Origin of the sequence: Enterobacter genomosp. S (genome assembly GCF_001631805.1) — a bacterium.
Taxonomy (GTDB): domain Bacteria; phylum Pseudomonadota; class Gammaproteobacteria; order Enterobacterales; family Enterobacteriaceae; genus Enterobacter; species Enterobacter quasihormaechei.
In genome coordinates, this window is the sequence record NZ_LVVA01000019.1 from 23,848 (window position 1) to 50,054 (window position 26,207).

General features: G+C 55.9%; 23 protein-coding genes and 1 pseudogene. 16 read left to right on the forward strand and 8 right to left on the reverse strand.

Going from position 1 to position 26,207, the window contains the following annotated elements; all coding sequences use genetic code 11:
- Positions 1-5 precede the first annotated feature (5 nt).
- The 4 genes from A3466_RS13625 (at position 6) to tldD (ending at position 7,431) form a co-directional block, all read left to right on the forward strand.
- Entirely contained in the window at positions 6-599 is a 594-nt protein-coding gene (locus A3466_RS13625; protein WP_063450997.1) for a Maf family protein, read from the forward strand.
- A complete protein-coding gene (rng, locus tag A3466_RS13630; protein ID WP_063450998.1) occupies positions 589-2,058 on the forward strand; it encodes a ribonuclease G in 1,470 nt (489 codons plus the stop codon). Before A3466_RS13625 ends, rng begins: the two co-directional genes overlap by 11 nt.
- Before the next feature lie 42 nt (positions 2,059-2,100).
- Entirely contained in the window at positions 2,101-5,901 is a 3,801-nt protein-coding gene (gene yhdP / locus A3466_RS13635) for an AsmA2 domain-containing protein YhdP (RefSeq protein ID WP_063450999.1), read from the forward strand.
- An 84-nt stretch (positions 5,902-5,985) separates the two neighbouring features.
- Positions 5,986-7,431, forward strand: coding sequence for a metalloprotease TldD (gene tldD, locus A3466_RS13640; protein ID WP_063451000.1), 1,446 nt, complete (start codon positions 5,986-5,988; stop codon positions 7,429-7,431).
- 66 nt (positions 7,432-7,497) lie between these two features.
- Here tldD and aaeR read toward each other — a convergent pair whose 3' ends face one another.
- Complete coding sequence (aaeR, locus tag A3466_RS13645) at positions 7,498-8,424, reverse strand: HTH-type transcriptional activator AaeR (RefSeq protein WP_063451001.1); 927 nt, start codon at positions 8,422-8,424, stop codon at positions 7,498-7,500.
- Positions 8,425-8,603: 179 nt separating this feature from the next.
- On the opposite strand from aaeR, the gene aaeX reads away from it, so the two are divergent.
- From aaeX to A3466_RS13670, 5 genes are all read left to right on the forward strand, one after another.
- Positions 8,604-8,807 carry a p-hydroxybenzoic acid efflux pump operon protein AaeX gene (gene aaeX, locus A3466_RS13650; protein WP_003860416.1) on the forward strand — a complete coding sequence of 68 codons (204 nt, stop codon included), beginning with the start codon at positions 8,604-8,606 and terminating at the stop codon, positions 8,805-8,807.
- Positions 8,808-8,814: 7 nt separating this feature from the next.
- A complete protein-coding gene (aaeA, locus tag A3466_RS13655; RefSeq protein ID WP_063451239.1) occupies positions 8,815-9,747 on the forward strand; it encodes a p-hydroxybenzoic acid efflux pump subunit AaeA in 933 nt (310 codons plus the stop codon).
- Between the two features lie 5 nt (positions 9,748-9,752).
- Positions 9,753-11,720, forward strand: a complete 1,968-nt coding sequence (gene aaeB / locus A3466_RS13660; RefSeq protein WP_063451002.1) for a p-hydroxybenzoic acid efflux pump subunit AaeB — start codon at positions 9,753-9,755, stop codon at positions 11,718-11,720.
- An 86-nt stretch (positions 11,721-11,806) separates the two neighbouring features.
- Positions 11,807-13,261 carry an NAD-dependent succinate-semialdehyde dehydrogenase gene (locus A3466_RS13665; protein WP_063451003.1) on the forward strand — a complete coding sequence of 485 codons (1,455 nt, stop codon included), beginning with the start codon at positions 11,807-11,809 and terminating at the stop codon, positions 13,259-13,261.
- A gap of 45 nt (positions 13,262-13,306) precedes the next feature.
- A complete protein-coding gene (locus A3466_RS13670; protein WP_063451004.1) occupies positions 13,307-13,582 on the forward strand; it encodes a barstar family protein in 276 nt (91 codons plus the stop codon).
- 56 nt (positions 13,583-13,638) lie between these two features.
- Here the strand turns inward: A3466_RS13670 and yhcN are convergent, their stop codons facing one another.
- The gene (gene yhcN / locus A3466_RS13675) at positions 13,639-13,902 is read right to left on the reverse strand and encodes a peroxide/acid stress response protein YhcN (RefSeq protein WP_063451005.1); all 264 of its coding nucleotides are present in this window, start codon (positions 13,900-13,902) and stop codon (positions 13,639-13,641) included.
- Positions 13,903-14,280: 378 nt separating this feature from the next.
- Positions 14,281-14,751 (reverse strand): transcriptional regulator ArgR, encoded by a 471-nt coding sequence (gene argR / locus A3466_RS13680; protein WP_003860428.1) that lies wholly within the window; start codon positions 14,749-14,751, stop codon positions 14,281-14,283.
- A gap of 397 nt (positions 14,752-15,148) precedes the next feature.
- On the opposite strand from argR, the gene mdh reads away from it, so the two are divergent.
- Positions 15,149-16,087, forward strand: coding sequence for a malate dehydrogenase (mdh, locus tag A3466_RS13685; RefSeq protein ID WP_006812159.1), 939 nt, complete (start codon positions 15,149-15,151; stop codon positions 16,085-16,087).
- 86 nt (positions 16,088-16,173) lie between these two features.
- On the opposite strand, the gene degS is transcribed toward mdh, so the two are convergent.
- From degS to zapG, 3 genes are all read right to left on the reverse strand, one after another.
- Positions 16,174-17,241 (reverse strand): outer membrane-stress sensor serine endopeptidase DegS, encoded by a 1,068-nt coding sequence (gene degS, locus A3466_RS13690; protein ID WP_063451006.1) that lies wholly within the window; start codon positions 17,239-17,241, stop codon positions 16,174-16,176.
- A 92-nt stretch (positions 17,242-17,333) separates the two neighbouring features.
- Positions 17,334-18,701, reverse strand: a complete 1,368-nt coding sequence (degQ, locus tag A3466_RS13695) for a serine endoprotease DegQ (protein ID WP_063451007.1) — start codon at positions 18,699-18,701, stop codon at positions 17,334-17,336.
- Between the two features lie 170 nt (positions 18,702-18,871).
- Positions 18,872-19,270 carry a Z-ring associated protein ZapG gene (zapG, locus tag A3466_RS13700; protein ID WP_003860432.1) on the reverse strand — a complete coding sequence of 133 codons (399 nt, stop codon included), beginning with the start codon at positions 19,268-19,270 and terminating at the stop codon, positions 18,872-18,874.
- 189 nt (positions 19,271-19,459) lie between these two features.
- Here zapG and zapE point away from each other — a divergent pair, with 189 nt between their 5' ends.
- The 6 genes and pseudogenes from zapE to A3466_RS13730 all read left to right on the forward strand — a co-directional run.
- Positions 19,460-20,584: a cell division protein ZapE gene (gene zapE, locus A3466_RS13705; protein WP_063451008.1), complete on the forward strand. Its 1,125-nt coding sequence runs from the start codon at positions 19,460-19,462 to the stop codon at positions 20,582-20,584.
- 302 nt (positions 20,585-20,886) lie between these two features.
- Positions 20,887-21,315 carry a 50S ribosomal protein L13 gene (rplM, locus tag A3466_RS13710; RefSeq protein WP_006178824.1) on the forward strand — a complete coding sequence of 143 codons (429 nt, stop codon included), beginning with the start codon at positions 20,887-20,889 and terminating at the stop codon, positions 21,313-21,315.
- Between the two features lie 15 nt (positions 21,316-21,330).
- Positions 21,331-21,723, forward strand: coding sequence for a 30S ribosomal protein S9 (gene rpsI / locus A3466_RS13715; RefSeq protein ID WP_003860436.1), 393 nt, complete (start codon positions 21,331-21,333; stop codon positions 21,721-21,723).
- A gap of 307 nt (positions 21,724-22,030) precedes the next feature.
- Positions 22,031-22,669 carry a stringent starvation protein SspA gene (sspA, locus tag A3466_RS13720; RefSeq protein WP_014071978.1) on the forward strand — a complete coding sequence of 213 codons (639 nt, stop codon included), beginning with the start codon at positions 22,031-22,033 and terminating at the stop codon, positions 22,667-22,669.
- A gap of 5 nt (positions 22,670-22,674) precedes the next feature.
- Positions 22,675-23,175: a ClpXP protease specificity-enhancing factor gene (gene sspB, locus A3466_RS13725; RefSeq protein ID WP_028014588.1), complete on the forward strand. Its 501-nt coding sequence runs from the start codon at positions 22,675-22,677 to the stop codon at positions 23,173-23,175.
- Between the two features lie 104 nt (positions 23,176-23,279).
- Positions 23,280-23,585, forward strand: a pseudogene (locus A3466_RS13730) (MFS transporter); the annotation flags it as partial.
- A gap of 90 nt (positions 23,586-23,675) precedes the next feature.
- Here the strand turns inward: A3466_RS13730 and A3466_RS13735 are convergent.
- Both A3466_RS13735 and codB read right to left on the reverse strand, forming a co-directional pair.
- The gene (locus A3466_RS13735) at positions 23,676-24,956 is read right to left on the reverse strand and encodes a cytosine deaminase (RefSeq protein WP_063451010.1); all 1,281 of its coding nucleotides are present in this window, start codon (positions 24,954-24,956) and stop codon (positions 23,676-23,678) included.
- Positions 24,946-26,196 carry a cytosine permease gene (codB, locus tag A3466_RS13740; protein WP_063451011.1) on the reverse strand — a complete coding sequence of 417 codons (1,251 nt, stop codon included), beginning with the start codon at positions 26,194-26,196 and terminating at the stop codon, positions 24,946-24,948. Before codB ends, A3466_RS13735 begins: the two co-directional genes overlap by 11 nt.
- Positions 26,197-26,207: the final 11 nt, after the last annotated feature.

Below are 26,207 nucleotides of genomic sequence, written 5' to 3' on the forward strand. Positions count from 1 at the left end.
TTTCTATGACGTCTCTGTATCTTGCCTCCGGTTCTCCGCGTCGCCAGGAACTGCTCGCGCAGCTGGGTGTCTCCTTCGAACGCATCGTTACCGGCATTGAAGAAAAACGTGCTGAGGGCGAAAGCGCTCAGCAGTACGTCTCTCGTCTGGCGCGTGAAAAAGCGCAGGCGGGCGTCGCATGCGTGCCGCGTGACTTACCGGTGCTGGGTGCGGACACCATCGTCATTCTCAAGGGTGAAGTGCTTGAGAAACCCCGTGACGCAGACCATGCGGCGCAGATGCTGCGCAACCTGTCCGGACAAACGCATCAGGTGATGACGGCGGTGGCGCTGGCGGACAGCCAGTACGTTCTGGATTGCCTGGTGGTAACGGAAGTGACGTTCAGAGTCCTCACCGACGAGGAGATCGCCGGCTATATCGCCAGCGGTGAACCGATGGATAAAGCAGGTGCATACGGTATTCAAGGGTTGGGTGGCTGTTTTGTCAGGAAGATAAATGGCAGCTATCACGCCGTAGTCGGCTTACCGCTGGTGGAAACGTATGAGTTGCTGAGTAATTTTAACTCACTGCGTGAGGGAAGGGATAATTATGACGGCTGAATTGTTGGTAAACGTAACGCCCTCGGAAACCCGTGTGGCCTACATTGATGGTGGCATTCTTCAGGAAATTCATATTGAGCGTGAAGCGCGACGCGGAATCGTAGGCAATATCTACAAAGGTCGTGTCAGTCGTGTACTACCGGGTATGCAGGCGGCTTTTGTAGATATTGGGCTCGATAAGGCGGCGTTTTTACATGCCTCCGATATCATGCCGCATACCGAATGCGTGGCTGGTGAAGAGCAAAAACAGTTTGCCGTGCGCGACATATCTGAGCTGGTGCGTCAGGGCCAGGATCTGATGGTGCAGGTGGTGAAAGATCCGCTGGGCACCAAAGGCGCGCGTCTGACCACCGACATCACCCTGCCTTCACGCTATCTGGTGTTTATGCCGGGCGCGTCGCACGTTGGCGTTTCACAGCGTATTGAAAGCGAAAGCGAGCGCGAGCGCCTGAAAAAAGTTGTGAGCGCCTACTGCGACGAGCAGGGCGGCTTTATTATTCGTACCGCGGCGGAAGGGATCAGCGAAGACGATCTTGCCTCGGATGCGGCCTACCTGAAGCGCGTCTGGACCAAGGTGATGGAGCGTAAAAAACGCAACCAGACCCGCTACCGTCTGTACGGCGAGCTGGCGCTCGCTCAGCGCGTATTGCGTGATTTCGCCGATGCGCAGCTTGACCGCATCCGTGTGGACTCCCGCCTGACGTATGAAGCCCTGCTGGAGTTTACCGCCGAGTACATTCCGGAAATGCCGGGTCTGCTGGAGCATTACACGGGACGCCAGCCGATATTTGACCTCTATGATGTTGAAAACGAAATCCAGCGCGCGCTGGAGCGTAAGGTTGAGCTGAAATCGGGCGGTTACCTGATTATCGACCAGACCGAAGCGATGACCACCGTGGATATCAACACCGGCGCCTTTGTCGGCCATCGCAACCTCGATGACACCATCTTCAACACCAACATCGAAGCGACGCAGGCCATCGCGCGCCAGCTTCGCCTGCGCAATCTGGGCGGCATTATCATCATCGACTTTATTGATATGAATAATGAAGATCACCGCCGTCGCGTGCTGCACTCGCTGGAGCAGGCGCTGAGTAAAGATCGCGTGAAAACCAGCATCAACGGCTTCTCCCAGCTGGGTCTGGTAGAAATGACCCGGAAACGGACCCGCGAAAGCGTGGAACACGTGCTCTGCAACGAGTGTCCAACCTGCCATGGACGCGGAACGGTAAAGACGGTGGAGACGGTCTGCTACGAGATCATGCGTGAGATTGTCCGCGTCCATCATGCCTACGACTCCGACCGTTTTCTGGTCTATGCTTCCCCTGCGGTGGCGGAGGCCCTGAAAGGGGAAGAGTCGCACGCGCTGGCGGAAGTGGAAATCTTTGTCGGCAAACAGGTAAAAGTGCAGATTGAGCCGCTCTATAACCAGGAGCAGTTTGACGTCGTAATGATGTAAACGCAGTTCGCTGCGAGATTAAAGGCTGACAAGGAGAGACGCGTGAGGCGATTGCCGGGGATTTTACTGCTTACAGGGGCAACGCTGGTCGTGATTGTCGCGTTGCTCGTGAGCGGGTTGCGTCTCGTCTTGCCGCATCTTGACAGCTGGCGTCCGCAGATCCTGGCGAAAATCGAGTCCACCACCGGCCTGCCGTTAGACGTAAGCCATATCGAGGCAAGCTGGCAAACCTTTGGCCCGACGCTTGATGCGCGGGATATCAGCGCCAGCCTGAAAGACGGTGGCCACCTTAAAATCAAACGCGTTACCCTGGCGCTGGATGTCTGGCAAAGCCTGCTGCATCTGCGCTGGCAGTTCCGTGATCTCACCTTCTGGCAACTTCAGCTAAAGACCAATACGCCGCTGCAAAGCGGCGAAGGCGATCGGGGGCTGGAAACCAGCCGTATCAGCGATCTCTTCCTGCGTCAGTTCGATCATTTCGATCTACGCGACAGCGAAATCAGCTTTATTACCCTTTCCGGGCAGCGCGCCGAGCTGGCGATCCCACAGCTGACCTGGCTAAACGGAAAAGATCGCCACCGCGCCGAGGGGCAGGTGAATCTCTCCAGCCTGAACGGGCAGCACGGCGTGATGCAGGTGCGGATGGATCTGCGCGACGACAATGGCCTGCTGAACAACGGCCGGGTGTGGTTGCAGGCGGACGACGTGGACGTGAAGCCGTGGCTCGGCGAGTGGATCCAGCAGAACATGCAGCTGGAAACCGCGCGTTTCAGTCTCGAAGGCTGGATGACCCTGACGAACGGGGCATTCGCCAGCGGCGATATCTGGCTCAAGCAGGGGGGCGCGAGCTGGAAGGGGGAAAACCATCAGCATCAGCTTTCGGTCGATAACCTCACCGCCCATGTAACCCAGGAAAAAGGCGGCTGGCAGTTCGCTATTCCGGATACACGCATCTCCATGGACAACAAACCCTGGCCAAGCGGCGCGCTGACGCTGGCGTGGATGCCGGAGCAGGACGTTGGCGGGGTAAACGGTAAACGCAGCGACGAGTTGCGTATCCGCGCCAGTAACCTTGACCTGACGGCGATCGAGGGCCTGCGTTCAATGGCCGCAAAACTCTCCCCGGAGCTGGGTGACATTTGGCTGGCGACGCAGCCGAGCGGGCAGATAAACCGTCTGGCGCTGGATATTCCGCTTCAGGCCACGGAAAAAACACGCTTCCAGGCGGCATGGAAAAATCTCGCCTGGAAACAGTGGAAACTGCTGCCGGGCGCTGAGCACTTCAGCGGCAAGCTGGAAGGAAGCGTGGAAAACGGCAGGCTGACGGCAGAAATGCAGGATGCCAAAATGCCGTACGAAACGGTCTTTCGTGCGCCGCTGGAGATCGCGCAGGGTAATGTCACCCTCAACTGGCTGAAGAATGACAAAGGTTTTCAGCTTGATGGCCGCGATATCGATGTAAAAGCCAGGGCGGTGCATGCCCGCGGCAATTTCCGTTACCTACAGCCTGAAGGCGATGAGCCGTGGCTGGGTATCCTGGCAGGCATCAGCACGGATGACGGCTCGCAGGCGTGGCGCTACTTCCCGGAGAACCTGATGGGGAAAGCGCTGGTGGACTATCTCAGCGGCGCCATTCAGGGCGGTCAGGCGGATAACGCCACGCTGGTCTACGGCGGCAACCCACACCTGTTCCCGTATAAGCATAACGAAGGTCAGTTCCAGGTTCTGGTGCCGCTGCGCAACGCAACCTATGCCTTCCAGCCGGACTGGCCCGCGCTGAAAAATCTCGATATCGAACTCAACTTCCTGAATGACGGCTTGTGGATGAAGACGGACAGCGTGGCGCTGGGCGGCGTGACGGCGAGCAACCTGACCGCAAACATCCCGGATTACTCGAAAGAGAAATTGCTGATTGATGCGGATATTAAGGGGCCGGGTAATGCGGTTGGTCCGTATTTTGAAGATACGCCGCTGAATGACTCACTGGCGGCCACCCTTCAGCAGTTGCAGTTAGATGGCGATGTGAATGCTCGCTTACATCTGGATATCCCACTCGACGGGGAAATGACTACCGCCAAAGGCGACGTTCGCCTTAATAACAACAGCCTCTATATCAAGCCGCTGGACAGTACGCTGAAAAACCTCAGCGGTCAGTTCAGCTTTGTTAACGGCAATCTGAAAAGTGAGCCGCTGAAAGCGACCTGGTTCAATCAACCCGTCAATATCGATTTCTCCACCACCGAGGGTGATAAAGCCTACCAGGTGGCGGTAAATATGGACGCGAACTGGCAGCCGTCACGCATGAATGTTCTGCCGAAGCCGGTTGAGAACGCGGTGGACGGCGCGGTGTCGTGGAATGGCAAGGTGGCCATCGACCTGCCTTATCAGTCCGGCGCCCGGTATAAGGTCGACATCATGGGCGATCTGAAAAATCTCAGCAGCCAGCTGCCCGCGCCCCTGAATAAAAAAAGCGGCGAGCCGCTGCCTGTCAACGTCAACGTAGACGGTAACCTCAACGGCTTTGAAGTAACCGGTAACGCTGGCGGAACAAACCACTTTAACAGCCGCTGGCTGCTTAACCGCAAGCTGACGCTGGACAGGGCGATCTGGACGACGGACAGCCGTACCACGCCACCGCTGCCGGAGCAGGCGGGCATTGAGCTGAATCTGCCGGCGATGGATGGCGCAGAGTGGCTGGCGCTATTCCAGAAAGGTGTTGGGCAAAACGTCGATCAAACGGCACAGTTCCCGCAGGCCATTACCTTACGTACGCCTGCGCTGACGCTGGGTGGGCAGCGGTGGAACAACCTGAGTATCGTTTCCCGGCCGACGGCTAACGGCTCAAAGGTTGAGGCTCAGGGCCGTGAAATTAACGGCACGTTGACGATGCGCGATAACGCGCCGTGGCAGGCGGCGATCCGCTACCTGTATTACAACCCGACCTTTGCCGTGGCTGCAAAAGAGCCGACGGCCGCTTCGCCCTTCAGCAAGGCTTCGCGCGTTGATTTCAGCGGCTGGCCCGATCTCCAGCTGCGCTGTGCGGAGTGCTGGCTGTGGGGGCAAAAATATGGCCGTATCGACGGAGATGTCGCCATCAAGGGCACGACGCTGAGCCTTACCGGTGGTCTGGTGGATACCGGTTTTGGCCGTTTGACCGCCGCCGGGGAATGGGTGAATAAGCCGGGCGCGCAGCGCACCTCCTTGAAAGGTGATATCAAAGGCAGCAAGCTGGATGCGGCGGCTAACTTCTTCGGCATCAGCACGCCGCTTCGGGGATCGTCATTCGATGTGAATTACGATCTGCACTGGCGTGCGGCGCCGTGGCAGCCGGACGTCGCCACGCTGAACGGTATTCTCAGAACCCGTTTTGGTAAGGGACAAATTGCCGATGTCAGCACCGGCCATGCGGGGCAAATACTGCGCCTGCTGAGCTTTGACGCGCTGCTGCGCAAGCTGCGCTTCGATTTCAGCGATACCTTCAACGACGGTTTCTATTATGACTCCATTCGCGGAACGGCCTGGATCAAGGACGGCGTGATGCATACCGACGATACGCTGCTGGACGGCCTGGAGGCAGACATCGCCATGAAAGGTTCGGTGGATCTGGTGCGTCGTGAACTGGATATGGAAGCGGTCGTCGCCCCGGAGATTTCCGCTACCGTGGGCGTGGCGACGGCGTTTGTGGTTAACCCGATTGTCGGTGCGGCGGTATTTGCCGCCAGCAAAGTGCTGGGGCCGCTCTGGAGCAAGGTCTCGATTCTGCGCTACCGCATTACGGGCCCAATCGATAAACCGCAGATTAATGAGGTGCTGCGCCAGCCGCGCAAAGAAGCACAGCAATGATTTGACGTGGGCAGGTAATTGCCTCACTCTCAATAAATACGATTTTTACACCGCCACGGGCGGCAACGAACGAGTAGCAATACGATGAGTCTGAACCTGGTAAGTGAACATTTGCTCGCAGCGAACGGCCTGAGCCATCAGGACCTGTTCTCCATTCTTGGTCAACTGACCGAACGCCGTCTCGACTACGGCGATCTCTATTTCCAGTCGAGCTATCACGAATCCTGGGTTTTAGAAGACAGCATCATTAAAGATGGCTCCTATAACATCGACCAGGGCGTCGGCGTGCGCGCCGTAAGCGGCGAGAAAACCGGTTTTGCCTATGCCGACCAGATAAGCCTGGCCGCGCTGGAGCAGAGCGCGCAGGCCGCACGCACCATCGTGCGCGACGCGGGCGATGGCCGCGTAAAAACCCTGGGCGAAGTGCAGCATTCGGCGCTCTATACCAGCATCGACCCGCTGCAAAGCATGAGCCGCGAAGAGAAGCTGGACATCCTGCGTCGCGTGGACAAAGTGGCCCGCGCCGCCGACAAACGCGTGCAGGAAGTGTCCGCCAGCCTGAGCGGCGTCTATGAGCTGATCCTGGTGGCAGCAACGGACGGTACGCTGGCCGCCGACGTGCGTCCGCTGGTGCGCCTCTCCATCAGCGTGCAGGTGGAAGACGACGGCAAGCGCGAGCGCGGCTCAAGCGGCGGCGGCGGTCGTTTTGGCTATGACTGGTTCCTCGGCGACGTTGACGGCGAAGCGCGCGCGGATGCGTGGGCAAAAGAAGCCGTGCGCATGGCGCTGGTTAATCTTTCTGCCGTGGCGGCACCCGCCGGTACGCTGCCGGTTGTGCTGGGCGCAGGCTGGCCCGGCGTGCTGCTGCACGAAGCGGTCGGTCACGGGCTGGAAGGCGATTTCAACCGCCGTGGTACGTCTGTATTCAGCGGTCAGATGGGGCAACTTGTCTCCTCTGAGCTGTGTACCGTGGTCGATGATGGCACCATGCTTGACCGTCGCGGCTCGATTTCTATCGACGATGAAGGCACGCCGGGCCAGTACAACGTGCTGATCGAAAACGGCGTGCTGAAAGGCTACATGCAGGACAAGCTCAACGCGCGTCTGATGGGCGTTGCACCAACGGGCAACGGTCGTCGCGAATCTTACGCGCACCTGCCGATGCCGCGCATGACCAACACCTACATGCTGCCGGGTAAATCCACGCCGCAGGAGATTATCGAATCCGTTGATTACGGTATCTTCGCGCCGAACTTTGGCGGCGGCCAGGTGGATATCACCTCCGGTAAATTTGTCTTCTCGACTTCAGAGGCGTACCTGATTGAGAAGGGCAAAGTGACTAAAGCAGTGAAGGGCGCAACCCTGATTGGCTCCGGCATTGAGGCCATGCAGCAGATTTCCATGGTCGGTAACGACCTGAAGCTGGATAACGGCGTGGGCGTTTGCGGCAAAGAGGGCCAGAGCCTGCCGGTAGGCGTCGGCCAGCCGACGCTGAAGGTTGATAACCTGACCGTGGGCGGCACGGCGTAATTTTTCATTTTCCCCTCACACCGGCCCTCTCCCCGTTGGGGAGAGGATTGGGGTGAGGGGGAAGGCCTACTCTTTCCTTCTTCCCCGCATGCCCTGAAACAGCTCCGCCACTTCCACAAAATAGTCCGTCAGATAGTTAATACAGACCTGCACCTTCAGCGGCAGCTTGTCCTTTTCGGTATACAGCGCGTAAACCGGGCGCGGATCCGACTGGTAGCGCGGGAACAGGATCTCCAGCTCGCCGCTGTTGATCTCGTTGATCACCCACATCAGCGGCACGTAGGCGATACCGGCCCCGGCCACCAGCCAGCGCGAGATGGTCATCGGATCGTTGGTCACGAAGCGGCCTTCAGGCAGCAGCCTGGTGGAAAGCCCTTCCGGCGCGATCAGCTCAAACTCGTTATCCGGGCGCACGCTATATTCCAGCCACGAGTGGTTGCTCAGGTCGGCGGGTTTTTCCGGCACGCCATACTGTGCCAGATAGCTCTTTGAGGCGCAGACCACCATCGGCATGCTGCCCAGCCGACGCGAGAACAGGCTCGAGTCCTGCAAGGCGCCAACGCGGATCACCACGTCTAACCCATCGGCAATCAGGTCCGGTGCGGGAATACCCGTCACCAGATTGACGGTTAAGCCAGGATACTCTTTCAGCATTTCCGCCGTCATGGCAGCGAGAACATTTTGTGCCATAGTTGAAGAACACCCGATGCGCAGCGTGCCGATAGGGGTGTTGTTAAAGGCATAAAGCTGCTCGTGAACATCCTGCACTTCATGCAGCATTCGACGGCAGCCCTGATAGTAAATTTTACCCGCTTCCGTTAGCCCGATGCTGCGGGTACTGCGGTTGAGCAGCTTCACCTGAAGCTCGTCTTCCAGTTTTGACACCGTCTGGCTAATGGATGAGACGCTCATTTGTAGCTGACGTGCTGCGGCGGTAAAAGAGCCTTGTTCGACAACTTTGGCAAACACCGACATGCGTTTTAGTCGTTCCATTATTCACTCTGGCTTAAAAGTGATTTAGATCACATATGATAGATAACAGCATAACAGTTACGTTAATATACTATTAATTACATAACGGCTGCGCCACTCTCGCCCGGCATTTCTTGCTCTCCTGCGGCGGCGCGAGCTTAACAATCCAGTAGCCTGCATTCTCTATAATCAAGGTCAACATGAGTCTGTTTCCCGTTATCGTGGTGTTCGGTCTGTCGTTCCCACCGATATTTTTCGAGCTTCTTTTATCACTGGCGATCTTCTGGCTGGTGCGCAAGGTGCTGGTCCCTACCGGGATTTATGATTTCGTCTGGCATCCTGCATTGTTTAATACCGCGCTGTATTGCTGCCTGTTCTATTTAATATCGCGCATGTTTGTCTGAGGTTGATGTGAAAACGCTAACAAGAAAAATCTCCCGCACTGCCATCACTATGGCGCTGGTCATCCTGGCGTTCATCGCTATTTTTCGCGCCTGGGTCTATTACACCGAATCGCCGTGGACGCGCGACGCGCGTTTCAGCGCAGAGGTGGTTGCAATAGCGCCCGATGTCGCCGGTCTTATTACGGCGGTCAACGTCCACGATAACCAGCTGGTGAAGAAAGATCAGGTACTGTTCACCATCGACCAGCCGCGCTATCAAAAAGCCCTTGAAGAAGCAGAAGCCGACGTGGCGTATTACAACGCGCTGGCCTCTGAAAAACGCCGTGAAGCAGGACGCCGTAACAAGCTGGGCATCCAGGCCATGTCCAGGGAAGAGATTGACCAGTCCAATAACGTGCTGCAAACCGTGCTGCACCAGCTGGCAAAAGCTCAGGCGACGCGCGATCTGGCGAAGCTCGACCTGGAACGTACCGTGATCCGCGCCCCGTCCGATGGCTGGGTGACTAACCTTAACGTCTATGCCGGTGAGTTTATCACGCGCGGCTCAACCGCCGTGGCGCTGGTGAAACAAAACTCCTTCTACGTCCTCGCCTATATGGAAGAGACCAAGCTGGAAGGCGTGCGTCCGGGCTATCGCGCTGAAATCACGCCGCTCGGCAGCAACCGTGTCCTGAAAGGGACCGTGGACAGCGTTGCCGCGGGGGTGACCAACTCCAGCAGTACGGTTGATAACAAAGGGATGGCGACCGTCGATTCCAACCTTGAGTGGGTTCGCCTGGCGCAGCGCGTACCGGTGCGCATTCGTCTGGACGAGCAGCAGAGCAACCTCTGGCCCGCAGGCACCACGGCGACGGTGGTGATCACCGGTGAAAAAGACCGTGATGCCAGCCAGGACTCCATCTTCCGTCAAATCGCCCATCGCCTGCGCGAGTTTGGTTGATCGCTATGGGCATTTTTTCCATCGCCAGCCAGCACATCCGCTTCGCCGTGAAGCTGGCATGCGCCATTGTGCTGGCGCTGTTTGTTGGCTTCCATTTCCAGCTTGAAACGCCGCGCTGGGCCGTTCTGACCGCCGCGATTGTTGCCGCCGGTCCCGCCTTCGCGGCGGGTGGCGAACCCTATTCCGGGGCCATCCGCTATCGCGGGATGCTGCGTATTATCGGGACCTTTATCGGCTGTATCGCCGCCCTGACCATTATCATCCTGATGATCCGCACGCCGCTGCTGATGCTGATCGTGTGCTGTATCTGGGCGGGTTTTTGTACCTGGGTCTCCTCCCTGGTGAAGGTTGAGAACTCGTACGCCTGGGGCCTGGCGGGATATACCGCGCTGATTATTATCATCACCATCCAGACCGATCCGCTGCTCGCCCCGCAGTTCGCCGTGGAACGTTGCAGCGAGATTGTGATTGGTATCGTCTGCGCGATTGTCGCCGATCTGCTTTTCTCTCCGCGTTCTATTAAGCAGGAAGTGGATCGTGAGCTGGACGCGCTGATCGTTGCCCAGTACCAGCTCATGCAGCTGTGCATTAAGCACGGTGACAGCGAAGAGGTCGACAAGGCCTGGAGCGGGCTGGTGCGCCGCACGCAGGCGCTGGAAGGGATGCGCAGTAACCTCAACATGGAGTCTTCCCGCTGGGAGCGTGCCAATCGTCGTCTGAAAGCGATCAATACCGTCTCGTTAACGCTGATCACCCAGGCGTGTGAAACCTACCTGATTCAGAACACTCGGCCCGAAGCGGTAACGGATACCTTCCGCGAACTGTTTGATGAGCCTGTGGAGACGGTGCAGGACGTGCATCGACAACTTAAACGCATGCGCCGCGTGATTGCCTGGACGGGAGAGCGGGATACGCCAGTCACCATTTATACCTGGGTTGGCGCCGCGACGCGCTACCTGCTTCTGAAACGCGGCGTGATTGGCAACACCAAAATCAGTGCGGCGGAAGAAGAGGTGTTACAGGGCGAAGTGGTCATTAAACCAGAATCTGCCGAGCGGCATCATGCGATGGTCAACTTCTGGCGCACCACGCTGGCCTGTATACTCGGCACGCTGTTCTGGCTGTGGACCGGCTGGACGTCCGGTAGCGGCGCGATGGTGATGATTGCCGTCGTGACCGCGCTGGCAATGCGTCTGCCCAACCCGCGCATGGTCGCTATCGATTTTCTGTACGGTACCATTGCGGCGTTACCGATTGGCGCGCTCTATTTCCTGGTGATTATCCCCTCGACACAGCAAAGCATGCTTTTGCTCTGCATCAGCCTGGCGGTAATGGCGTTCTTTATCGGGATAGAGGTACAAAAACGCCGACTGGGATCGTTAGGTGCCCTGGCGAGTACGATTAACATCATTGTGCTGGATAACCCGATGACCTTCCATTTTAGCCAGTTCCTGGATAGCGCATTAGGCCAGCTGGTGGGCTGTTTCCTGGCGATGATGGTGATCCTGCTGGTGCGGGATAACTCCCGGGCGCGGACAGGGCGTGTGCTGCTGAATCAGTTTGTGTCGGCCGCCGTTTCGTCCCTGACTACCAATACCGCACGACGCAAGGAGAACCACCTGCCGGCTCTTTATCAGCAGCTGTTCCTGTTGCTGAATAAATTCCCGGGCGATGTGGCCCGTTTCCGCCTGGCATTGACCATGATTATCGCGCACCAGCGCCTGCGGAACGCGCCGGTGCCGATTAACGACGATTTGTCCGCCTTCCACCGCCAGCTACGGCGCACGGCGGACCACGTGATATCGGCATCCAGCGATGACAAACGTCGCCGCTACTTTAAGCAACTGCTGGACGAGCTGGATATCTACCAGGAAAAACTGCGGATCTGGGAAGCGCCGCCGCAGGTTACCGAGCCGGTTGAGCGGCTGGTATTTATGCTGCACCGCTACCAGAACGCGCTGACGGACAGCTGATGAAGAGAAAACCGACGCCAAAAGCGTCGGTTTTTTTGTGGCTATACTTATTCCTGTAGGTTCAAACATTCAGGAAGGGAGGACACATGACAACCCAGGCGCTTCAGGACAGTACGCTTTTTCAGACCGGGTATCTGGTTAACGGTATCTGGAAAACACTCGACACCACGTTTGATGTGCAAAACCCGGCCACGGGCGAGGTCATTGCAAAAGTAGCGAAAGCAGGTAAAGCCGAAACCGAAGAAGTTATTGCGGCCGCGACGAAAGCCTTTCCCGCATGGCGCGCAAAAACGGCAAAAGAGCGTTCTGCGATCCTCTATCGCTGGTATGAACTGATTATTGAGAATAAAAGCTGGCTCGGAAGGCTGATGACCACCGAGCAGGGCAAGCCGCTGCAAGAAGCTGAGGGCGAAGTAGAGTATGCCGCCAGCTTCATTCAGTGGTTTGCCGAGCAGGCCAAGCGTGCCAACGGCGAAATTATTCCTCCGGTTAAACCCGGCTCCCGTATTCTGGCCACCCGGGAGCCTGTCGGGGTGGTTGCCGCTATCACGCCATGGAACTTCCCGATGGCCATGCTCACCCGTAAGCTCGGCCCGGCGCTGGCTGCTGGGTGTACCGGCGTGATCAAACCTGCAAACAACACGCCGCTGAGCGCCTTTGCGCTGCTGACGCTGGCGAAGCAGGCCGGCGTGCCGGATGGTGTGCTGAATGCGGTAGCGGGGAGCACCTCTGAAATTAGCGACGCCATTATGGCCAGCCATGACGTGCGCAAAATCTCGTTTACCGGTTCAACCGCCGTCGGGAAAACGCTTGTCCGCAATTCCGCAGACACCATGAAAAAGGTGTCGATGGAGCTGGGCGGCAATGCGCCGTATATCGTTTTTGAGGACGCGGACATTGAGGCCGCCGTTAAAGGCGCCATCGCCAATAAGTTCCGTAACGCCGGGCAGGTCTGCGTCAGCGTAAACCGTTTCTATATTCAGGAGACGGTCTACGACAAGTTTGTCAATCAACTTGCTGATGCGGTGAAGGCGCTGAAGGTGGGTAATGGCCTGGACGAGGGCGTCGTTGTCGGCCCGCTGATTGAGCCTTCGGCTGTCGATAAAGTCCGTGAGCACGTCGAAGATGCGGTAGCGAAGGGCGCCACGGTGCTGGCCGGCGGTAACCCGCACGAGCTTGGCGGTAACTTCTGGACGCCCACCGTCCTCGGTGACTGCCATGAAGGCATGAAGCTGGCGGAAGAGGAGACCTTCGGACCCGTTGCCGCCTGCTTCCGCTTCACGTCGGAAGACGAAGTTGTGATGCGTGCGAACAATACGCCTTACGGGCTGGCAGCCTACTTCTATACCCAGAATCTGTCGCGGGTGTTCCGCGTCTCACAGGCCATTGAGAGCGGCATGATCGGGATAAATGAATGTGCGGTATCGACCGAACTGGGCCCGTTTGGGGGGGTAAAAGAGTCCGGGCTGGGACGCGAGGGGTCCGTGCTGGGGCTGGAGGAGTTTCTGGAAGTTAAAACCCTGCATATCGGGGGATTATAATAGACAGGGCGGCATCTGCCGCCCGCCTGTACCGGGTGGCTGGCAATGAAAATTTATACCTTTGATTTTGACGAAATTGATAGTCAGGAAGACTTCTACCGCGAGTTTATTCGGGCGTTCGACCTGGAGCGGGACAGCGTAAGCAACCTTGATATGCTGTGGGATGTGGTGACCGGCGACAGGCTGCCGTTACCGCTTGAAATCGAGTTTACCCATCTGCCTGAAAAGCTGCGCAGACGCTTTGGCGCACTGATTTTATTGTTTGATGAAGCGGAGGAGGAGCTGGAAGGGCAACTGCGTTTCAATGTGCGTCAGTCATAAAAAAGCCCCTGACCGGGAGGTCAGGGGCAAGTCGTATGATGAGATACGACGAGGGTTTATTTGTACAGTTCAGCCGTAGCGTGCCAGTGGTCACCGCTGCGTGCTTCAATTACGCGATAGGATGATGCACCCTGTTCTTCCGCTTTTTTGTTCAGCATGTCGTGCATGTCCATCGGAGATGCGCCGATGGCACCAACAGAAACCGTCCCGATAGCCTGGCGGGATTGTGCCTGTTCGGCATTAATGGCGTCGGCAGCAAACGCACCGAATGACAGGACAGAGAGTACGCTCAGGGCAGCAACAGTGTTTTTAATTTTCATGATCGGTTACCTCGTCAATTATTCTACTGGGGTCTTTGTTCTGTGACCCTCATCACAAAATCAAGTATACACTAATCACGCGAAAAATTAATACCAGACTAATGGTTTCCCTTGTTATTACGTATTAAAAAATTCGATTTTTATAACGGGAGTGCATAAAAAAAGGCATGGCAAGGCGATGTTTGTTCATTTTTGTATTTAAAATCAGATTGATAGATGACTTTGATTTTTAGTGCGATTTTGCAGCAAATCATCCACTGGGTGAATGTTAACAGGCGGTAAAAAGCACTATTTGCAAAAGCAGCAGGCAGTGGAAAGCAGGGTAAAATGAGGCAACAGCAGAATGATCCCCGTAGCCGTGCGCTACGGGGCAGACAATTACAGCTCCTGTTCGAACAGGACCAGAATCGCTTCGTAGAGGTCTTTCACAGAGAAACCATTTGCCGGGGTGGTAAAGATGGTGTCATCACCGGCGATAGTGCCGAGGATCCCCTCAGCTTTACCCAGCGAATCCAGCAGGCGAGCAATCAGCTGTGCAGCACCTGGACTGGTGTGGATCACAACCACGGCATCGTTATAGTCGATGTCCAGAACCAGGTTCTTCAGTGGGCTGGAGGTTGTCGGGACGCCAAGTTCAGCTGGCAGGCAATAAACCATTTCCATTTTGGCGTTGCGCGTACGCACCGCACCAAACTTGGTTAACATGCGGGAGACCTTCGACTGGTTGATGTTATCGAAGCCTTGTTCCTGCAACGCCTGAACAATTTCTCCTTGAGAACTGAATTTTTCTTCTTTGAGTAGCGCTTTAAACGCCTTTACTAATTCTTCTTGCTTAGACGAGCTTCGCATAAGTCACCCGGAATATGACGAAAGAAACAACATTATTATGCATGTGGATGAATTTTTATGCAAATTATCTACCTGACGCCAGGCTGAAATAATGTTATGAAAGGGCGTGATTTTATCAGATTTCGTTATCGGAAAACATGCCTGGGTCACGCCGTGCAAATAAGCTTAAAAGTAAATTAAATGTTATCAAAATGATGTTGTTTTGGTGGCGTGGCAGGGTGTATTGTAACCCCCTCTTAATACGTTGTTGCCCACAGCCTGATAGCATTCAGGTGAAGGCGAAAGACGTGCGACCTCAAATTCTTTAGCGATGAAAATTGTAATTAATGACGTGCTGAATTATGGTCGCCGCAACGGATTTACAGATACTTAAGTTAACCATAATAAGGAGTTTAGGATGAAAGTCGCAGTCCTCGGCGCTGCTGGTGGTATCGGCCAGGCGCTTGCCCTACTACTGAAAACCCAACTGCCTTCAGGCTCAGAACTCTCCCTGTACGATATTGCTCCGGTAACCCCAGGCGTGGCGGTTGACCTGAGCCACATCCCGACAGCTGTGAAAATTAAAGGCTTCTCCGGTGAAGATGCGCGTCCTGCGTTGCAGGGTGCCGACGTGGTGCTGATCTCTGCGGGTGTTGCACGTAAGCCGGGTATGGATCGTTCAGATCTGTTCAACGTCAACGCGGGCATCGTGAAAAACCTGGTTCAGCAGATCGCTGAAACCTGCCCGAAAGCGTGCATCGGTATCATCACCAACCCGGTGAACACCACCGTTGCTATCGCAGCAGAAGTGCTGAAGAAAGCGGGCGTATACGACAAGAACAAACTGTTCGGCGTGACGACGCTGGATATCATCCGCTCCAATACCTTCGTGGCTGAGCTGAAAGGCAAGCAGCCAACGGAAGTTGAAGTGCCGGTTATCGGCGGTCACTCTGGCGTGACCATCCTGCCTCTGCTGTCGCAGATCCCGGGCGTGAGCTTCACCGAGCAGGAAGTGGCTGACCTGACTAAACGTATTCAGAACGCGGGCACCGAAGTGGTGGAAGCGAAGGCGGGTGGCGGGTCTGCAACCCTGTCTATGGGCCAGGCGGCGGCACGTTTCGGCCTCTCTCTGGTGCGCGCGTTGCAGGGCGAAAAAGACGTTGTTGAATGTGCCTATGTTGAAGGCGACGGTGAACACGCGCGTTTCTTCTCTCAGCCGCTGCTGCTGGGTAAAAACGGTGTTGAAGAGCGTAAGTCTATCGGCACGCTGAGCGCGTTTGAGCAAAACGCGATGGAAGGCATGCTGGACACGCTGAAGAAAGATATCACTCTGGGCGAAGAGTTCGTTAACAAGTAAAACGTCCTCTCCCATAGCAGGCCGGTAAGCGTAAGCGCCAACCGGCAAAAAAAACCGAAGCACAGGCTTCGGTTTTTTTATGGCCGTCAGTTAGTGGCCGGATATTCCTGAATGGTGACCTGAATCGTCAGCTTCTTATCATTGCGCATGACTTCAACAGGAATAATGGAGCCCGGTCGAATCTCGGCCACCTGGTCCATGGTTTCAAGCGCAGAGACCGCCGGCGTGCCGTTGACGGAGAGGATAACGTCGTTCACCTGGATGCCCGCATTGGCCGCCGGGCCGCCAGGCGCCACTTCGTTGACCACAATCCCCTGGATCTGATCGATACCCCCACCCTGCGTATGCATCGGCGCGATTTCACGCCCGCCGATACCAATGTAGCCGCGGATCACGCGGCCATCGCGGATCAGCTTGTCCATGATTTTGGTCGCCAGCTGGAACGGAATGGCAAAGCCAATCCCTTCCGGTGTTTCGCCGTCGTTGCTCTTATCGAAGGAGAGGGTATTAATGCCCATCAGTTCACCCAGGGAGTTCACCAGCGCGCCGCCGGAGTTACCGTGGTTGATCGAGGCATCGGTTTGCAGGAAGTTCTGTCGTCCTGACGGGTTCAGGCCAATTCGACCGGTCGCGCTGATGATCCCCTGCGTGATGGTCTGGCCCAGGTTGTACGGGTTACCGATCGCCAGCACCACATCGCCGATGTGCGGCGTTCGTTTGCGGTTTATCGGGATAGTCGGCAGACCGCCCGTGGCGTTGATCTTCAGAACCGCCAGATCGGTCAGGCTGTCCGACCCCACCAGCAGGGCTTCAAACACGCGGCCATCCTGCAAGGCGACGATAATCTGGTCGGCATCGTTAATGACGTGTTTATTGGTGATGATATAACCCCGGTCATCCATGATCACGCCGGAACCGAGCGTGCGGATCTCCAGCTGGTTATGCGCGGAGCTGTTAAGCCCGCGGTTATAAACGTTAACCACGGCGGGGGCGGCACGGCGTACTGCCTGATTGTACGTCGCAGGCGTTTCATCCGTGCTGTCGAACTTGGGAGCCGACAGTTTGTTGAACTGGCGTAAAGATGGCATAGCCACCAGCAGCAGACCGGCAACGATCAAACCAATGACAATTGAACGAAAGAGCTTTAAAAGCATGATGCGTGTGTCGTTAAAAAAGGAACGGTTTGCAGCATAACATGAGTTATCCGGACATCACACGCAGCGGCGATGCCCGGAGTCGCAAATGGTTAACGCAGTAAAATGTACAGAGTGTCGTTGCCACGGATAATTTGCAGGGCAATGATCGCCGGTTTACTCTCCAGCACCTTACGCATTTCCGCAATAGACTGCACGCGAGTGCGGTTCACGCCAATAATCACATCGTCCTGATGCAAACCTGCCTGCGCGGCCGGGCTACTCTTCTCAACGTTAGTGACAGAAATGCCTTTCGTGCCGTTTTTAAGCTGACCGTCGCTCAGCGTAGCGCCCTGGAGCGCCGGGGAGATCTGTTCTGCACTGGCGGAAGAGGAGGTGCTCTTGTCCAGCGTCACTTCCACAGTCAGCGGTTTGCCCTCGCGGATCAGGCCCAGCTTCACTTTAGCGCCAGGCTCCGTGGTGGCAATACGTGAACGTAATTCAGCGAAGCTGCTCAGTGGTTTATCGTTCAGGCTGACAATAACGTCGCCGGATTTCACGCCCGCCTTTGCAGAGCCCGAGTTGGCTAGCACTTCGCTGACAAACGCCCCGCGCTGGACGTTGAGCTTAAAGGCTTTGGCGATATCGGCGCTCATCTCCATGCCTTTGATGCCCAGCAGCCCGCGCTTAACCTCGCCAAACTGAATCAGCTGTTGAGACAGGGTTTTGGCCATGTTGCTCGGAATGGCAAAACCAATCCCGATGCTGCCGCCGCCTGGCGCGAGTATCGCGGTGTTGATGCCGATCAGCTCACCGTTCAGGTTAAGCAGCGCGCCGCCGGAGTTGCCCCGGTTGATGGAGGCGTCGGTCTGGATAAAGTTTTCCAGTCCTTCGAGATTAAGGCCGCTGCGCCCCAGGGCGGAGACAATCCCGGAGGTGGCGGTCTGGCCTAAGCCGAACGGGTTACCGACCGCGACGGCAAAATCACCGACGCGCAGCTTATCGGAATCTGCGATGGCGATCTGGGTCAGGTTGCTGGGGTTTTGCACCTGAAGCAGGGCAATATCACTTTGATCGTCACCGCCGATCAGTTTGGCGTCGAACTCACGGCCATCGTTCAGCTGAACGCTGATCTTATCGGCCTGGCTGATCACGTGGTTATTGGTCAGGATATAGCCCTTAGCCGCGTCGATAATCACGCCCGAACCCAGGCCTTCAAACGGTTGAGCCTGCTGATCCGGCGCCTCTTCGCCAAAATATTTCTTCAGCTCTTCGGGGATGCGCTGGCTTTGTCGTGCGGTCCCTTCCACCTGCACGCTGACCACCGCAGGCAGGACTTTTTCAAGCATCGGCGCGAGGCTGGGAATGGCTTCTTGTCCGGGCACCTGCGAAGGCAGAGCCGCATTGGCAGGGAAGGAGGCCGAGAGAGATAACCCGACACTTAACGCTAAGGCGCTCAACAGCTGGTTTTTTTTCTTCATCGATGCTGACTCTCGTATCCTGGAATGAAAAAGAACGGCCCCAAAAACATCTTGATGTTATTGAATTTTCAACCGCTGAACAATGAGGTGAATGAGTAAATAATAGCTGGGGACGGGAAGAAAGGACGGGCGCATGAGGTGCGCCCGTAAAATTTATTCAGGTTTTGCGATTAATCGCGTTTTACACCACCGCGCAGCAGGCCGGACGCGCCGTCTGAATAGTCGCGTGGCATCTGAACCGGTGCCTGATCGTTACCGGCTTCAGAGTCCGCCAGACGATTGCGGAAGGGGTTGGTCTCTGCGGTCATTTCCGGCAGCAGGCTGCTGGAGCTTTTCGCCATGTGCTGGTAGAGCTGGCGATAATCTGTCGCCATGTTGTCCAGCAGCTCGGCGCTACGGGCAAAGTGGCTGACCAGCTCTTCACGATATTCTTCCAGCTCGGCTTTGTTCTTTTCCAGTTCGTATTGCAGTGACTGCTGCTGACGCAATTTGCGGTTACCGAAACGCATGGCCACAGCACCGATGATGATGCCGACGACTAAACCGATTAGCGCATATTCCCAGGTCATGAACTTCTCCCGTTGTCTTGTTGTTCCGTAGGGTGTTGGCTCGGCTCCTGCCTGTGCCTGATTATGCCACTATAACCGCTATTTCCGCAGAAGTGGAATCCTGACGTATCATCGCGTAGTGTAGAACGGCCTTTTTTTCATCAGCCGCGCGCGCTGGTGAGGTTTAACTAAAGGAATAACAACAACATCATGCAAAACCTGTCCCCTTCATCGCGTTACCAACTGGCCCTGAGTGAGGGCACACACCAGCCGGATGATGTCCAGCGTGAAGCGGTTAACCGCCTGGACACGATTTACCAGGAACTTCTGGCGAAACCCGCCGATGCGGTGCAGAGCAGCGGGCTGAAGGCGGCATTTGGCCGTTTGCTGGGCAAAAAAGAGCCGCCGGTAAACGCACCGGTTCGCGGCTTATATATGTGGGGAGGCGTTGGACGGGGTAAAACCTGGCTGATGGATATGTTTTACCAGAGCCTGCCCGGCACACGTAAGCAGCGTCTGCACTTTCACCGTTTCATGCTGCGGGTTCATGAAGAGCTGACGGCGCTCCAGGGCGAAACCGACCCGCTGGAGATCGTGGCCGATCGCTTCAAGGCGGAAACGGACGTGCTCTGCTTCGACGAGTTCTTTGTTTCCGATATTACGGACGCCATGCTGCTGGGGGGGCTGATGAAAGCGCTGTTTGCGCGTGGGATCACCCTGGTGGCAACCTCAAATATCCCGCCTGATGAGCTTTATCGCAATGGTCTCCAGCGGGCGCGTTTCCTGCCGGCCATTGATGCTATCAAACAGCATTGCGACATCATGAACGTCGATGCCGGTGTTGATTATCGTCTGCGCACGCTGACGCAGGCGCACCTGTGGCTTTCACCGCTGAACGCCGACACCTCCCGCGAGATGGATAAACTGTGGCTGGCGCTGGCAGGTGCGCCGCGAGATAACGCCCCAGCGCTGGAGATCAACCATCGTCCGTTGCCGACGCTGGGCGTTGAGAACCAGACGCTGGCCGTCTCGTTTGCAACGCTCTGCGTGGATGCCCGCAGTCAGCATGACTACATTGCGCTGTCGCGTTTGTTCCATACCGTTATGTTGTGGGATGTGCCCATCATGACCCCGCTCATGGAGAGCGAAGCGCGCCGCTTCATTGCGCTGGTAGATGAGTTTTACGAGCGTCACGTTAAGCTGGTGGTCAGCGCCGAAGTACCTTTATATGAGATTTATCAGGGCGAGCGCCTGAAGTTTGAGTTCCAGCGCTGCCTGTCGCGCCTACAAGAGATGCAGAGCGAAGAGTACCTCAAGCGTGAGCATATGCCATAAAAAATGCTACCCTCTCCCTGAGAGGGGAACCATGTAGGCCGGGTAAGGCGCAGCCGCCACCCGGCATTTTCCACCGTCTCGAAAAACCCATTCCAAATCACATTTAAGGGTCGATCTTTGACCTCAACTTCTCTATAATCTTGCGACCCCACGTTACGAGAAGGTTTTTTTCCCGGAACTTTCTATGTGTCGGCATGTGCTATTCGAAGGGGTAGGTTTGCCGGACTTTGTCGTGTGAACCTCAACTGACTAAACGTTTGGGTGTTCACCAACGTGTAACTTATTATTTGGGTAAGCTTTTAATGAAAACTTTTACAGCTAAACCAGAAACCGTACAGCGCGACTGGTATGTTGTTGACGCGACCGGTAAAACTCTGGGCCGTCTGGCTACTGAACTGGCTCGTCGCCTGCGCGGTAAGCATAAAGCGGAATACACTCCGCACGTTGATACTGGTGATTACATCATCGTTCTGAACGCTGACAAAGTTGCTGTTACCGGCAACAAGCGTACTGACAAAGTGTACTACCACCACACCGGCCACATCGGTGGTATCAAAGAAGCGACCTTTGAAGAGATGATTGCCCGCCGTCCTGAGCGTGTGATTGAAATCGCGGTTAAAGGCATGCTGCCAAAAGGCCCGCTGGGTCGTGCTATGTTCCGTAAACTGAAAGTTTACGCAGGCAACGAGCACAACCACGCGGCACAGCAACCGCAAGTTCTTGACATCTAATCGGGATTATAGGCAATGGCTGAAAATCAATACTACGGCACTGGTCGCCGCAAAAGTTCCGCAGCTCGCGTTTTCATTAAACCGGGCAGTGGTAAAATCGTAATTAACCAGCGTTCTCTGGAACAGTACTTCGGTCGCGAAACTGCCCGCATGGTAGTTCGCCAGCCGCTGGAACTGGTTGATATGGTAGAAAAACTGGATCTGTACATCACCGTTAAAGGTGGTGGTATCTCCGGTCAGGCAGGTGCGATCCGTCACGGTATCACCCGCGCTCTGATGGAGTACGACGAATCCCTGCGTTCTGAACTGCGTAAAGCTGGCTTCGTTACTCGTGACGCTCGTCAGGTTGAACGTAAGAAAGTGGGTCTGCGTAAAGCACGTCGTCGTCCACAGTTCTCCAAACGTTAATCCATTCTGCTTACGCAGAACGATTGGCGAAAAACCCGCTTCGGCGGGTTTTTTTATGGATAATGCGCAGGTTATCCACAGTAACATTTCATATATCTTCTCTTTTTCCACATTTCCGGCATCCCCTCACCACAAAGCCATCAAAATCTGGTAAACTATCATCCAATTTTCTGCCCAAATATCGGTGAATACTCGATTTTTGTTCGATTCTTGAACAATGTGTCTTCTCCGGGATGGGCGATACTTCATCTGGCTGGCCCCGTTGGGCCGGTAGCAGTAAAAATTCTGAATATACCTGGAGGTTTTCATGGCTGTCGCTGCCAACAAACGTTCGGTAATGACGCTGTTTTCTGGTCCTACTGACATTTATAGCCATCAGGTTCGTATCGTGCTGGCCGAGAAGGGTGTCAGTTTTGAGATCGAGCATGTGGAAAAGGATAACCCGCCTCAGGATCTGATCGATCTCAACCCGAGCCAAAGCGTACCGACGCTGGTGGATCGCGAGCTGACCCTGTGGGAATCCCGTATCATTATGGAATACCTGGATGAGCGTTTCCCGCATCCGCCACTGATGCCTGTTTATCCTGTTGCGCGTGGTGAAAGCCGCCTGTACATGCAGCGTATCGAGAAAGACTGGTACACGCTGATGAACGTTATCGTCAACGGTTCCTCTTCAGAAGCAGATGCTGCGCGTAAACAGCTGCGTGAAGAGCTGCTGGCGATTGCGCCGGTATTTGGTCAAAAACCGTTCTTCCTGAGCGACGAGTTCAGCCTGGTGGATTGCTACCTGGCGCCGTTGCTGTGGCGTCTGCCAACCCTGGGCGTGGAGTTCAGCGGCCCGGGCGCGAAAGAGCTGAAAGGCTATATGACGCGCGTCTTTGAGCGCGACTCTTTCCTGGCATCCTTAACTGAACCGGAGCGCGAAATGCGTCTCGGCCGAGGCTAATGACTGTGGAAATGTCACAACTTACCCCACGCCGTCCGTATCTGCTGCGCGCCTTCTATGAATGGCTGCTGGATAACCAGCTCACGCCGCACCTGGTTGTGGATGTGACGTTGCCGGGCGTGCAGGTTCCAATGGAATACGCACGCGACGGACAGATTGTACTGAATATTGCGCCACGTGCAGTGGGTAACCTGGAGCTGGCAAACGACGAAGTGCGCTTCAATGCGCGCTTCGGCGGCGTGCCGCGTCAGGTTTCCGTTCCGCTGGCTGCGGTTCTGGCTATCTACGCCCGTGAAAACGGTGCAGGTACCATGTTCGAGCCGGAAGCAGCTTATGATGAAGAGGTTGCCAGCCTGAATGACGATGAGGCATCCGATGAACGCGAAAGCGACCCGGTAATGTCTGTGATTGATGGCGACAAACCCGATCGTCAGGACGACGACGAGGGTCCGGATGATGAACCGCCACCGCGCGGTGGTCGTCCCGCACTGCGCGTTGTGAAATAAACAAACAGGCCCGACGGGCCTGTTTTGCTTTTTGCCCCTTTTCGCCCCCTCTAATTTCCTGTGTGACGATGCAGCGTTTTCCTTCAATGGCACCGGACTGCAATGAAACCGACCAGCGTGCGGCGGGTCTGGGCTTTACCTATAACGTCGGGGCGCTGGGTGGGGCGATCGCCCCGGTGATTGGTGCGCTGCTGTCGCAGAATATGGCGCTGGGCACAGCCCTGGGATCGCTCTCCTTCGGCCTGACCTTTGTGGTGATCCTGCTGATTGGACTGGATATGCCGTCCCGCGTTCAGCGCTGGCTGCGGCCGGAGGCGATTCGAACCCACGATGCCATCGACGGTAAACCTTTCAGCGGAGCCTTCCCGTTTGGCGGCGATAAAAGCGCTTTAGCCAAAAGCAAAAGTTAATCCGCTGGAAAAAGCGGCAGGGCGTTAGCTCCGCCGTGAGGATATCTTTATGTACGCGATGACGTTTGCCACGCGGTTTCCAACCAAGAATTAGCGCTTAAACGTCACCGCTTCCGGCTGCGTCAGATGCAAGGTTGTCTGGCTGGGCACCGTCTCGGCAATCACCTTGCCGTGGCGAACAGAGTATCGTGTCGGCGTCTGGCGACGAACGGCATCAAACCCATTCTCTGCCGGGAGGATCACCAGGTTTGCTGAATTCCCAACGCGCACGCCATAGTCCTGCAAATTAAGCGTTTTCGCGCTGTGGGTAGTGATCAGGTTAAGCCCATCGTTTATTTGCCCGTAGCCCATCAGTTGGCAGACGTGCAGCCCCATATGCAGAACCTGAAGCATATTCGCGGTTCCCAGCGGATACCACGGATCGAAAACGTCGTCATGACCAAAGCAGACGTTGATCTCCGCTTCCAGCATTTCTTTGACGCGTGTAATGCCGCGGCGTTTGGGATAGGTATCGAAACGGCCCTGCAAATGCGTGTTAACCAGCGGGTTTGCCACGAAGTTAATGTCTGACATTTTTAACAGGCGGAACAGCCGGGACGTATACGCGCCATTATAGGAGTGCATTGCCGTGGTATGGCTGGCGGTCACGCGCGAACCCATTCCGTCACGATGTGCCAGGGCGGCAACGGTTTCAACGAAGCGCGATTGCTCATCATCAATTTCGTCACAGTGGACATCAATCAGGCGGTCGTACTTTCTGGCCAGGGAAAACGTTTTATGCAGCGACTCCACGCCATATTCACGCGTAAATTCGAAGTGCGGGATTGCGCCGATGACATCCGCCCCTAAACGTACTGCTTCCTCAAGCAGTGCTTCACCATTCGGATAAGAAAGAATGCCTTCCTGCGGGAATGCCACAATTTGCATATCGACCCACGGGGCGACTTCCTGCTTCACCTCCAGCATGGCTTTCAGTGCCGTAAGGGTAGGGTCCGAGACGTCAACGTGAGTACGTACGTACTGAATGCCGTTGGCGATCTGCCACTTCAGGGTCTGCATCGCGCGAGCTTTAACGTCTTCGTGGGTGAGCATCGCCTTACGTTCGGCCCAGCGCTCGATTCCCTCGAAAAGGGTGCCTGACTGATTCCAGTTCGGTTCACCCGCCGTTTGCGTTGTATCCAGATGGATATGCGGTTCGATGAAAGGAGGGATAACCAGCCCGCATTCCGCGTCCAGCACCTGACCGACTGGCGCAGGGGCAGTTTCCTGAGGATCGATACGGCTGAAGCGTCCGTTCTCAATCGTGATCTGCCATAAACCCTCCTGCCCCTGCAAACGGGCCTGACGGATAGTGAGGGAATTATTCTGCATGGGAAGCCTCCGAAGGATTAGCAAGGGTACGTTTGGCGAATGGGTTTAACACCAAATAGCTGAAGACGCCACCCAATACTGCGTTAACGGGGACAATTCCCGGAATGTAGTGCCCGGCAGCAACGCCCAGGGCGACCGAGAAAATGGCAATCCAGTTAACGGACACGAAATTTGCGGGGTCGAAGCTGGCATAGCGGCGGCGATTAATCAGATAGTCGGCGATAATCACCCCGCCAATCGGCGGAATTGCTGCCGACAGAAAGGTCAGCCAGCCAACGAAGTTGTTGTATAGCCACAGCGCGCACAGCGTACCGATAATGCCATTCGCCACCGACAGCGTACGGCTGGAAAGGCCAGTAATATTGGCGAAACCCAGACCAGAGGCGTACAGCGCGTTGTCATTGGTGGTCCAGATATTCAGGCCGAGAACGACAATTGCCGGTAGCAGCAGTCCCTGGGCAATCATCACGTCAGAAATATCGGCCTGTCCTACGGCGGCAGCGCCTGCCGCACCGAAGATAAACATCAGCGAGTTGCCAAGGAAAAATGCCACCATCGCCACCAAAACGGCCCCTTTGGCATTGCGGCCAAAGCGGACGAAGTCGGCGGTCAGCGTGCCTGCGCTGATAAACGAACCTACAACCAGCGCCAGCGCGCTGGAAAAGTTGAGCGGCGTCTGCGGCACAATGGATTTGAGGTGGTCCAACCCTCCCACGCCGTCCACCGCCAGCCAGACGGAGTAGCTACCCAGGATGACGATAGCGGGTACGGCGATGATGGATAAAATCGTCAGTGCTGAGATGCCAAAAAAAATGGTCAACGTCATCAACAGGCCGGAAACCGCAATCAGGACGTTCACGTCGATGCCCGTGGCTTTACTCACCGGGATGGCAAACATCGCTACGCCAACGCCAAACCATCCTACCTGCGTACCGCCTAAAAGCATGGAGGGAAGCCAGGAACCTTTTATACCGAACGAGTAACGCGCAAGAAGATGGGTTGAGAGGCCGGTTTTTGCGCCAATATAGCCAAGAAAAGCAGTGTAAATACCGAGGAGGAGATTGCCGAAGAGAACTGCGAGAAAGAAATCCTTATAGGAAAGACCGGTACCGAGCGTGCCTCCGGTCCACATACTGGCGGAAAAAAACGTTAACCCTAACATCACAAAAGTGAGTGGAACCACGCCTTTCCGCGCCGCCAGAGGAACGGGGCCCTGGCTATAATTGTTATCTTGCGACACAACGCCTCCTT